Genomic DNA, 12,160 nt, shown 5'->3' on the forward strand with positions numbered 1-12,160 from the left:
CTCACAAAAACCATTTATTTTTAAATAAGTTATCTATTGTCAAGAATCAAATCAAAAAATTTATTACTTGCGATCTTTTCTCAAACACATTATCTTGTGCATCGTTTTCATAAAAACACTATATCTTGTGTTTTAAATCCTGTTTTAAATAACAACAAGAAGGCTAATACAATGAATAAAAGTTTAATGGTTACAAAGCGTGACGGTACGCAAGAACAAATCAATCTTGATAAAATCCATCGTGTGATTACGTGGGCTGCTGAAGGACTAGACAATGTTTCTGTTTCTCAAGTAGAACTTCGTTCACATATTCAATTTTATGAAGGCATTCGCACTTCAGACATCCACGAAACCATTATTAAAGCAGCCGCAGATTTAATCAGCAAAGATTCGCCAGATTATCAATATTTAGCTGCTCGTTTAGCGATTTTCCATTTACGTAAAAAAGCCTATGGTCATTTCGATCCCCCTCGTTTATACGATCACGTCAAAAAACTAGTACGTATGGAAAAATATGATCAAGCGTTATTAGATGATTATACTCGTGAAGAATGGGACGCAATGGACGGCTTCATCGATCATTGGCGTGATATGACGTTTTCTTATGCTGCAGTGAAGCAATTGGAGGGTAAATATTTAGTACAAAACCGTGTGACTGGAGAAATCTACGAGTCTGCACAATTCTTATATTTGCTGGTTTCCGCAAGTCTATTCTCTAAATATCCAAAAGAAACACGTTTGGATTATGTAAAACGTTTCTACGATGCCACATCGACTTTCAAAATTTCCTTACCTACACCAATTATGGCGGGTGTGCGTACACCAACTCGTCAGTTCAGCTCTTGCGTATTAATTGAATGTGATGACAGTTTAGATTCAATCAATGCAACAGCATCAGCTATTGTAAAATATGTTTCACAACGTGCAGGGATTGGTATTAATGCAGGGGCTATTCGTGCATTAGGTAGCGAAATTCGTGGTGGAGAAGCATTCCATACAGGTTGTATTCCATTCTATAAATATTTCCAAACTGCAGTTAAATCTTGCTCACAAGGTGGCGTTCGTGGCGGTGCAGCAACACTTTATTACCCAATTTGGCACTTAGAAGCAGAAAACTTGCTCGTATTAAAAAATAACCGTGGTGTAGAAGACAACCGTGTTCGTCATATGGATTATGGCGTCCAGTTAAACAAATTAATGTATCAACGTTTAATTAAAGGTGGCGAGATTACTTTATTTAGTCCATCAGATGTACCTGGACTTTATGAAGCATTCTTTGCGGATCAAGACAAATTTGAAGAACTTTACGTAAAATACGAACAAGATCCAACTATCCGTAAGCGTACTGTTAAAGCAGTTGAAATCTTTTCTTTATTAATGCAAGAACGGGCATCAACGGGTCGAATTTACATTCAAAACGTGGATCACTGTAATACCCACTCTCCGTTTGATCCACAAGTGGCTCCAGTTCGTCAATCTAACTTATGCTTAGAAATTGCATTACCAACTAAACCGCTTCAGCACATTAACGATGAAAATGGGGAAATTGCACTTTGTACACTTTCCGCTTTTAACTTAGGTAAAATTGAAAACTTAGATGAATTAGAAGAACTTGCGGATCTTGCGGTTCGTTCTCTTGATGCCTTATTAGACTATCAAGATTACCCTGTTGTGGCAGCAAAACGTAGCTCACTTGCACGCCGTTCACTCGGTATTGGGGTCATTAACTATGCGTATTACCTTGCGAAAAATGGTGTTCGCTATTCTGATGGTTCAGCCAACGATTTAACACACCGCACTTTTGAAGCCATTCAATATTATTTATTGAAAGCCTCTATGAACTTAGCAAAAGAGCAAGGTGCGTGTGAATACTTCAATGAAACCACTTATGCAAAAGGCATTTTACCGATTGATACCTATAAGAAAGATTTAGATTCCTTAACACAAGAGCCTCTACATTATGATTGGGAAAGTTTACGTAAAGATATTCAAGAATTTGGTTTACGTAACTCAACATTAACTGCCTTAATGCCATCAGAAACATCATCGCAGATTTCCAATGCGACTAATGGTATTGAGCCACCACGCGGTCACGTAAGTATTAAAGCATCAAAAGATGGTATCTTAAAACAAGTTGTACCTGAATATGAAAATTTAATGGATAACTATGAATTACTTTGGGATATTCCAAGTAATGACGGCTACTTACACTTAGTCGGTATTATGCAAAAATTCGTGGATCAAGCGATCTCTGCAAACACAAACTATGATCCAAAACGTTTTGAAGACGGCAAAGTACCAATGAAAGTGTTGTTAAAAGATTTATTAACCGCTTACAAATACGGTTTAAAAACCCTTTACTATCAAAATACCCGCGACGGTGCCGAAGATGTTCAAGAAGATCTTGATGACGGCTGTGCTGGTGGTGCTTGCAAAATTTAAACGCCCCTATTGTCTTCCCCAACTTATGGGGAAAATAGCACGACATAACGAATTAGGATACATTCCTCAGTCTTTGATAGTTTCCCCTGATAAACAGGGAAAGCTAAATAAATGATAACTTCTATTTAAAAGGATAAATAAAATGGCATACACCACTTTTTCCCAAAATAAAAACGATCAATTAAAAGAACCAATGTTCTTTGGTCAAAACGTTAATGTTGCACGTTACGATCAACAAAAATACGAGACGTTTGAGAAGCTGATTGAAAAACAACTTTCTTTTTTCTGGCGTCCAGAAGAAGTAGATGTATCGCAAGACCGTATCGACTACGCAGCATTGCCTGAACACGAAAAACACATTTTCATCAGCAACTTAAAATATCAAACCTTATTGGATTCTATTCAAGGTCGTAGCCCGAACGTGGCATTATTGCCTTTAGTGTCTATTCCTGAATTAGAAACTTGGATTGAAACTTGGACATTCTCTGAAACCATCCACTCTCGCTCTTACACACATATTATTCGTAATATTGTGAACGATCCCTCTATCGTATTTGATGACATTGTAACTAACGAAGAAATCATCAAACGTGCACAAGATATTTCATCTTACTACGATGATTTAATCCGTGATAGCCAACTTTATGGCTTATACGGCGAAGGCACTTATACCGTAGATGGCAAAGAATGCGTCGTAACTTTACGTAGTTTGAAAAAACAACTTTACCTTTGCCTAATGAGCGTGAATGCACTTGAAGCAATTCGTTTCTACGTTTCTTTCGCTTGTTCATTTGCTTTTGCAGAACGTCGTTTAATGGAAGGGAATGCAAAAATTATTAAATTTATCGCACGTGATGAAGCCTTGCATTTAACAGGTACACAGCATATTTTAAATATTATGGCTGCAGGCCAAGACGATCCTGAAATGGCAGAAATTGCGGAAGAATGTAAACAAGAAGCCTATGACTTATTTGTTGCAGCGGCAGAACAAGAAAAAGCGTGGGCTGATTATCTATTTAAAGACGGTTCTATGATCGGCCTCAACAGAGATATTTTAGTTCAATACGTAGAATATATTACTAATATCCGTATGCAAGCTGTTGGATTGCCACTACCATTCCAAACACGTTCAAATCCAATTCCTTGGATTAACGCTTGGTTAGTGTCAGATAACGTACAGGTTGCACCACAAGAAGTAGAAGTAAGCTCTTATCTTGTCGGTCAAATTGACTCAAAAGTCGATACGAATGATTTTGACGATTTTTCTCTCTAATTAAAAACACATAAAAAAACTAACCGCACTTTGGAATATTCTTTTTAAATATTTAAAGTGCGGTTAATTTTTTGTTCATTTTAAAAGGCTTTCTAACACAGAAAGCCTTTTATTTCTTAGATTTCTAATAACAATCTTGTTGGATCTTCCAATAATTCTTTAATCGTTACCAAGAAACCAACAGATTCACGGCCGTCAATTAAACGATGATCGTAAGATAAAGCAAGGTACATCATAGGACGAATCACAACTTGACCATTAAGTGCAATCGGGCGTTCTTTAATAGCGTGCATTCCTAAAATCGCACTTTGTGGTGGATTGATAATTGGAGTGGACATAAGAGAACCGAACACGCCACCATTTGTGATGGTAAAATTGCCGCCAGTAAGATCTTCTACTGTTAATTTGCCATCACGACCTTTTTCAGCTAATGCTTTAATTTGTTTTTCGATCTCTGCCATACTGAGCTTATCGCAATCACGAAGCACTGGTGTGACTAATCCACGAGGAGTCGAAACCGCAATACTAATATCAAAATAGTTATGGTAAACAACATCATCCCCATCAATAGAAGCATTCACTTCAGGATAACGTTTTAATGCTTCCACAACCGCTTTAATATAAAAAGACATAAATCCTAAACGTACTGAATGTTGTTTTTCAAATTTTTCGCCGTAGGTTTTACGCAGAGTCATTATCGGCTGCATATCCACTTCATTGAAAGTGGTAAGAATCGCCGTACTATTTTTGGCTTCAAGTAAACGTTCAGCAATACGTTTACGCAAACGGGTCATTGGCACACGTTTTTCAGAACGTGCGCTATAAGCCACCGTACTAATTGTATTTTGCTCAGTGGCAGCTTCTTGTTTCACTTGCTGTGCTTGTCGTTTTGCAATTTCACGTTCAATATCTTCACGTGTTAAACGCCCCCCCACACCCGAACCTTGAATTTGATCTGCTTGTAAATCATGTTCTGCTAATAAACGACGAATTGCAGGGCTCTGATCCGCATTATGATTATGACTATTTTCAATCGCTGCATTTTGACGATCTGATGGTGTGGGTTCATTCGTTGCTTTTAACGTCGCTGAACTGACATCTCCTTCTTGAGCCGTAGAAATTTTTCCTAGCAACTGTTTACTCACCACTGTTTCGCCCTCAGCTTGAACAACTTCAGCCAGTACACCATCAGAAAGTGCGGGAACTTCTAGCACAACTTTATCCGTTTCAATTTCCACAATAACTTCATCACGTTTCACTGTATCGCCCAGTTTTTTATGCCAAGTAGCAACAGTTGCATCAGCAACTGATTCAGGTAGGTCTGGAACAAGAATTTCGATTGTCATTTTATTTTTCCTTTTCTTCTTTTTTACTATATATCTTAATTATCTTGGCTCCCTATTTACAGAGGAAAGCAAAGATGTAAAACCTTTATTAAATTAACCGCACTTTAAAAACTCAACGCATCTTCCACTAACTGCTTTTGCTGCTTAGTATGAAGCGACATATAACCCACAGCTGGCGAAGCTGAAGCTGGACGCCCTGCATATTTGAGTTTAACGGATTCTGGAATTGCTGATTCAAAATTATGTTTGCTGCAATACCAAGCCCCTTGGTTAAGTGGTTCTTCTTGGCACCATACATAATCCGTGACATGCGCATAAGGCTCAAGCGCTTTCTTCACATCCTCATGCGGGAATGGATAAAGCTGCTCAATACGAATAATCGCCACATCTTTCTGATTATTCGCACGACGTTGTTCAAGTAAATCGTAATAAACTTTACCTGAACACATTACCACACGTTTTACATCTTTAGGATCAAGCTCATCAATTTCTCCGATTACCGTTTGGAAAGCTCCATTAATCAACTCGTCTAAACTGGACACTGCCAATGGATGACGTAGTAAAGATTTTGGGGAAATGGCAATCAATGGACGGCGCATTTTACGTAAAGACTGACGGCGCAACATGTGATACACCTGTGCTGGCGTTGATGGCACGCAAACTTGCATATTTTGTTCTGCGCAAAGTTGCAAATAACGTTCAAGACGTGCGGAAGAATGTTCAGGGCCTTGTCCCTCATAGCCATGAGGCAATAACATAACTAAACCACACATTCTGCCCCATTTTTGTTCGCCAGAGCTAATAAATTGGTCGATAACAATTTGCGCACCATTAGCAAAATCGCCAAATTGCGCTTCCCAAATGGTTAAAGTTTTTGGATCTGTTGTTGCGTAGCCATATTCAAAAGCAAGAACAGATTCTTCAGAAAGTACCGAATCCCATACTTCAAAACGACCTTGATTGGCGTGTAAATGTGTTAATGGTACATACCCCGTACCATCATTTTGATTATGCACAACGGCATGACGATGGAAAAAGGTTCCACGCCCCGCATCTTCACCTGATAAACGAACATTAACACCTTCATCAAGTAAGGTTGCATAAGCCATGGTTTCAGCCATACCCCAGTCGAGCAATTTTTCGCCTTGATACATTGCTTTACGATCATTATAGATTTTTTCTACGCGAGGATGCGCACGTAAACTTTCTGGATATTCACATACACGTTTAGCAAGCGTTAAAAAACGTTCCTGTGAAAATTTGCTTTCATACGGTGCAGTCCAATCATAATTGAGATATTGCAACCAATCCATTTTTGCCGTATCCATTTCTCGCCATTCAGATACCACGCGATCGCCATTATCTAGCGCATCGCGATAATCATTCGCCATCTCGGTAACTTGTTCTTCAGTCATCACGCCTTCTGAAACTAAGCGATCTGCATAAACTTTACGCGGTGTAGGATGTTTTTTGATGATGCTATACATCATTGGTTGAGTGGCTAATGGTTCATCTGCCTCGTTATGACCATGGCGACGATAAGAAATTAAATCAATAAAAATATCTCGTTTGAATAAATTACGATATTCCACCGCCATACGCGCAGCAAAAGCAACCGCTTCAGGATCATCGCCATTAACATGAATAATCGGTGCTTGAATCATTTTCGCAATATCGGTGCAATATTCTGTAGAGCGCGTATCATTAGGATTGGATGTCGTAAAACCAATTTGGTTATTAATCACGATGCGAATAGTACCGCCCACACTATAACCACGGGCATTTGACATATTCAATGTTTCTTGAACAACCCCCTGTCCTGCCACAGCTGAATCTCCGTGAACAGTAATAGCAAGCACTTTGCTATGTTCTGTATCATTCATACGAGTTTGTCGAGATCGAACAGAACCAATCACAACAGGGCTTACGATTTCCAAATGAGATGGATTAAATGCCAACGTTAAGTGGACTCTCTTATCATCCACGGCAAAATCAGAAGAAAAACCTTGATGATATTTCACATCCCCCGTACGTTCACTGGAATGTTTACCTGCAAATTCATCGAATAAATTTTCAGGCTTTTTACCTAATACATTCACAAGCATATTCAAACGCCCACGGTGTGCCATTCCCATTACCACATCATTTACCCCTTGACGACTAGCATGGCGAATAATTTCTTTCATCAATGGAATAAACGCATCACTTCCTTCTAAAGAAAAGCGTTTCGCCCCAGGGAATTTCGCACCAAGATAACGTTCTAAACCGTCTGCTGCCGTAAGTTCACGAAGAAAATTGACACGTTCTTCAGATGTAAAAATCGGTTTATCTAACAGGCTTTCCATTTTACTCTGAAGCCATATTTTCTGCTCCATATCCTGCACGTGCATAAACTCCAAGCCAATTGAGCCACAATATGTTTCTTTCAACATTTGAGCTAATTCGCCAAGTTTAATGGTATCGCGTTTATAAACGTAATGATTTATATTGAAAGTTTCGTTGAGATCTTGTTCAGTAAAACCGTGATGGCGATAATCTAATTCAGGGACAGAAGATACTTTCCAACGATAATAATTGAGAGGATCAAGATTAGCCTCTAAATGGCCACGAAAACGATAGGCATTGATAAATTGTAGAACTTTCACTAATTTTGCACCAGCAGCAGGATCTATCACTGTCACCGCTTCATTATGGTTTTCTCGCGCTAAGCGACGAAAATAATCTCGCACTGGAGTATGGGGCTGTTCAAGTGCGGTGGTTTTTGGCAAAGAATCAAAGGTTTTTCGCCAGCTTTCCTCCACCGACTGTGGATCACTCAAATAGCTTTCATAAAGTTCTTCTATATAGGATTGATTTGCACCGCCTAATGCTGTGCTGGCTAACCAATCATCAAACGCCTTGTTCTGCTGCATAATTACCTCTTTATTATGATATTTGAAGCAATATTTTCGCTCCATTTTTTACGCATTATACATAGGATTGCAACGGAAATAAGCCTCTTATCAGAAATTGTTACAAATTTGTGATCTAGTTCAAACTCTTTGTATTTCAAATAATAAAAACCGCACTTCATCTCTTAAACAAAGTGCGGTTATTTTTACCTGTGTTTTTAAAACTTCAAAGTATTACCACATAAATCCTACGCTTGCTCCACCGCCAGAATAACCACTTGATGAAAGAGCTGCGTTTTGCCTTTTTCTAACTTTTTCACTCTGCATCACCATTCGCTTTACCATAGGCAGGCTTCCACGTAGGAGTTGCAGCAAAAGGTTGAACAGAATAAAAAGAAGTGGGAATAAGTAGACTGATTAAAGAAAGGCGGATTAGACTATTTTGCTTGCTTAATGATTTTCATTGTTTTGCTCCTTTGTCAAGAAAATAATTGAGGGCGTTGGTTGTAACAGAAAATAATTTCAAAAATGTGAGCTACTTCACATTTTGGAAATTAAATAAAAAACGTGGAAAAAATTTACCGCACTTTTAGGCTAATTGATCATTTATTTTGCACTTGGTTGATCAATAACCTCCAAGAATTTAGGATTTAAGATTTAGGATTTAAAAATGGATTGCTCCGCTTTTCTTGCCCAATGGTTGTGTAAGATCCGTGTCCAGCGATAATAATAAGATCGTCATTCAATGGTAATAGTTTTGTTCGAATTGAAGAAATCAATGTTTCATAATCCCCGCGAGGGAAATCGGTGCGACCAATTCCGCCTTGAAATAATACATCGCCTGTAAATGCCACTTTTTTCTCATGTTCAATGAAACCAATATGCCCAGGTGTATGCCCTGGTAAATGTAAAATCTCGAAATTAAAGCCATCTAATTTTAAAATTTCACCTTCTTGATTAAACCAACGATCAGGCAAAAAAGCGTCAATATTTGGCAAGCCAAAACGTTGGGCTTGCTCGGGTAAACTCTCAAATAAAAATTTATCTTTTTCATTAGAACCCCAAATTTCAACGCCAAAATGTTGTTTTAATTGCATTGCAGCACCAACGTGATCTAAATGACCATGGGTAATCAAAATCACTTTGAGATTTAAATCCAGTTCTTCAATGCGTTGAATTAGGCGTTCGGCTTCGCCACCTGGGTCAATAATTGCGGCATTTTTTTCATCATCCCAAATCAAAGAACAATTTTGTTGGAATGCGGTAACAGGGATAATTTCGATATTCATTTTTACTCCTTATAATCGATAAAACTGTTGAGTATTCAAAAGGATTTGCTTTTGAACAGAATGTAATGGCAAAGACTTTAATTCAGCTACTTTCTTCGCTACTGCAAATAATTGCTCAGAAATTACCGCACTTTCAAATCCTTCGTGTTGCCAAGGGCTATCCGTTTCAATCATCAAGCGATTTAAGGGTAAATGTTGTGCGACATATTGGGTTTTAGGGTTCCATAAAATATCAGGGGTTAGGCTTGCAAAATAGGGGGTAGAGAAAAATTTCTGAAAAGATTTTTCATCTGTCTTAAACCAGTGAAAGTGAGCCCGCTGAATTTTGTGTTTCTGCAATAATTCAAGGGCAATTTCTACATCGTTATGTACAATATGCAAATTTAACGGTAAATCCCATTTTTTCGCTATCAGAATAAAGCGTTCAAGTAATTCAATGTAAGGCACGTAATCTAAATTCGGATTTTCTCGTTTAGAATAATGTGGCAAGCCCACCTCGCCAATGGCAGAAATCGATGAATAATGTTCGTCAATCCATTGAAATAATTCTTTTTGTTCTTCTAAACTAGGTAATTGCTGTTCAGGATGAAAACCAGCTGCAATATAAAGTTTCTTTGGGTAAGTCTGTTTTAAATTCAGCAGTTTTTTGGCACTGTTGAGATTAGTACTCACCGCAAGCATACCTATAATCTTTGAATGAGCAAGTGTTTGCTGAATATTCTCATCAGAGAGTTGGTCTAAATGAAGATGGCTGTCAAATAACATATCTTTTCCAATGAAAAACCGCACAAAAGTGCGGTTAATTTTACATTTGTTTTACACGCCTTTCCAAGTTCTCACAGGACCTGTATCTACGTGAATGAAATTACTAGTTGGATAATAACCCACTCCACCATTTCGCAGACTTTCCGCAGAAGATTTCACTTTAATCAAAGGCACACCCGCAATACGAAAATCAATGGCTTTTCCTTTAATGTGATAACTATTTTTCGCTACGCCACGACTTTGGCGACGACGCATTGCATTAGTAGCGACTGAACGATAACCACAAATTACTTCAATTTCAGCATTGCGTAAGCCTAAATTAGTTTGGATATTATAAAATTTATGGAATAAATTTGGATCCATTTTATGCACTTGATTTGTCCTTTTATCACGCATTAAATAATCCAATTTTTTTAACATCGCAGGCGAAAAACCTTTTGCTAAAGAAAACTCGCCACTTAATCTTTCGCCCGTATTAATGTTGCGGAAAGTTAAAATACGAGGTTTAGGTGCTGAAACCATTGCTAATACAGAATTTGGTAAAATAGATATTCCTAACGCAATACCGCCCAGCGATAACCATTTTCGTTTATTCTGATCCACATAATTCATTATAGCTCCCTTATTTTATTGAAGATATTTTTTTACGAGATCCCAATTAATCTCAGCAAGATTAATCTGACGATCATAACCATAAATATCAGGTAAATTTACAATATTTCCGTTTTCAATCCACGCTGTAACATAATATAAAAAAACAGGATTATCCGAGCGTATCGGCGCAGAAGTGGTTTTTTTACTTGCTAATACTGTATTTTTTCGAGTTTCTGTCCAACCTGCTTCTTTTAATAAAATACTTGCCAATTGATCAGATTTTTCAACACGCACACAACCAGAACTTAACGCTCGATTTTTACGATTAAACAATCCGCGATTTGGCGTATCGTGTAAATAAATTGCATCAGAACTTGGCATATTAAATTTATAATTACCTAACGCACTATCGCCAGCCGCTTGTCGAACTCGATAAGGAAATTTATTACCAATAGATTCCCAATCAATAGAAGCAGGATCAACAACATTGCCTTGATTATCTAAAATTGAATAATTATGCTCCGTAATATAATTTGGATCGGCTTTCATTTTTGGCAATAAATCTTCATTAATTAAGCGAATTGGCGCATTCCAAGGTGGATTTACAACCACATTACTTAATTTGCTATACATTACAGGTGTCCTGCGCGAATCTGTGCCAACAATTACCCGAGATTCTAAAATTAAATCGCCATCACGATAATACTGTAATTTATAGCTTGGAATATTCACAAAAATTCCATTATGAAAATCAGGAATCACACGTAAACGCTGTGCATTCATTGCCAATTTTTGAGCAATATTTGATTCTTTAGAAGTCGGAATAAACATCGGCAATGATTGAACTGTTTGGCGATATAAATGATTTTCTCCCGCTAAACTTTGTATGAAATCAAGAAGTTGATTATTTTCCACCGCACTTAACCAGCGTTGAATATGATCATTTTCAGGCTGTTGTGCTTGATACTGAGCAGATGAATACAACCAATTAGATGCTTGAGAACGAACATTTTGTGTGTAATATAAGTAATCTAACAAAATATCACTTAATAACACATCATAAACCAATCCGCCTTGTTGTTCTACCAATGCCAATGTTTCTAGTGAAGTTGCCGACGATTTTGAAATACCGCTTGCCACCATTGCCGCATAATCACGTAACAATTGACGAGCTGCCGCATTGTCAGTCCATAACGGGGCATATTTACGAGATGCATATAAACGCGCGAGTAAAGGCTTAAATTGTAACTTATGATCGCCTATTTCGTGTGTTAGCGTCATATTAAGCAATGTTTGTTTTTCTTCCGTTAAACGTTGCTGATCCGCATAAATAGCTTCTTCAAGCTCTTTTCTTTCTGCGAGTGACAAATGGGAAAGATTAATGCCGTACAATGATTTAGATTGGTCATTTTTGCTCAAACCTACTAAAACACAACCCGACATCATCATAGATAATGATAAGGCGAATAATGATAACTTTAAGGTGCTTTTAAACACTACCATTTCCTAAACCTTTATTAAAATCACCGCACTTGTTGCTTTTCTCAAACAAAGTGCGGT

8 protein-coding genes are annotated in these 12,160 nt (G+C 37.7%); 2 read left to right on the forward strand and 6 right to left on the reverse strand.

What is annotated here, in order from left to right; genetic code table 11:
- The first annotated feature begins 171 nt into the window (after positions 1 to 171).
- Both nrdA and nrdB read left to right on the forward strand, forming a co-directional pair.
- On the forward strand, positions 172 to 2,442 hold the full coding sequence (gene nrdA, locus DQN49_RS08945) for a class 1a ribonucleoside-diphosphate reductase subunit alpha (protein WP_006995843.1): 2,271 nt from the start codon (positions 172 to 174) through the stop codon (positions 2,440 to 2,442).
- Between the two features lie 142 nt (positions 2,443 to 2,584).
- The gene (gene nrdB, locus DQN49_RS08950; protein WP_005650087.1) at positions 2,585 to 3,715 is read left to right on the forward strand and encodes a class Ia ribonucleoside-diphosphate reductase subunit beta; all 1,131 of its coding nucleotides are present in this window, start codon (positions 2,585 to 2,587) and stop codon (positions 3,713 to 3,715) included.
- A 116-nt stretch (positions 3,716 to 3,831) separates the two neighbouring features.
- Here nrdB and odhB read toward each other — a convergent pair whose 3' ends face one another.
- From odhB to DQN49_RS08980, 6 genes are all read right to left on the reverse strand, one after another.
- Positions 3,832 to 5,061 carry a 2-oxoglutarate dehydrogenase complex dihydrolipoyllysine-residue succinyltransferase gene (gene odhB / locus DQN49_RS08955; protein ID WP_006995842.1) on the reverse strand — a complete coding sequence of 410 codons (1,230 nt, stop codon included), beginning with the start codon at positions 5,059 to 5,061 and terminating at the stop codon, positions 3,832 to 3,834.
- A 104-nt stretch (positions 5,062 to 5,165) separates the two neighbouring features.
- The gene (gene sucA / locus DQN49_RS08960; protein ID WP_032826275.1) at positions 5,166 to 7,973 is read right to left on the reverse strand and encodes a 2-oxoglutarate dehydrogenase E1 component; all 2,808 of its coding nucleotides are present in this window, start codon (positions 7,971 to 7,973) and stop codon (positions 5,166 to 5,168) included.
- Between the two features lie 629 nt (positions 7,974 to 8,602).
- On the reverse strand, positions 8,603 to 9,241 hold the full coding sequence (locus DQN49_RS08965; RefSeq protein WP_005650080.1) for an MBL fold metallo-hydrolase: 639 nt from the start codon (positions 9,239 to 9,241) through the stop codon (positions 8,603 to 8,605).
- A gap of 9 nt (positions 9,242 to 9,250) precedes the next feature.
- Positions 9,251 to 10,006 (reverse strand): TatD family hydrolase, encoded by a 756-nt coding sequence (locus DQN49_RS08970; protein ID WP_013527576.1) that lies wholly within the window; start codon positions 10,004 to 10,006, stop codon positions 9,251 to 9,253.
- A gap of 51 nt (positions 10,007 to 10,057) precedes the next feature.
- Complete coding sequence (locus DQN49_RS08975; RefSeq protein ID WP_006995839.1) at positions 10,058 to 10,618, reverse strand: YcbK family protein; 561 nt, start codon at positions 10,616 to 10,618, stop codon at positions 10,058 to 10,060.
- 15 nt (positions 10,619 to 10,633) lie between these two features.
- A complete protein-coding gene (locus DQN49_RS08980; protein ID WP_011272730.1) occupies positions 10,634 to 12,103 on the reverse strand; it encodes a L,D-transpeptidase family protein in 1,470 nt (489 codons plus the stop codon).
- Between the last annotated feature and the right edge of the window lie 57 nt (positions 12,104 to 12,160).

The organism is Haemophilus aegyptius (assembly GCF_900475885.1).
Classification (GTDB): Bacteria; Pseudomonadota; Gammaproteobacteria; order Enterobacterales; family Pasteurellaceae; genus Haemophilus; species Haemophilus influenzae.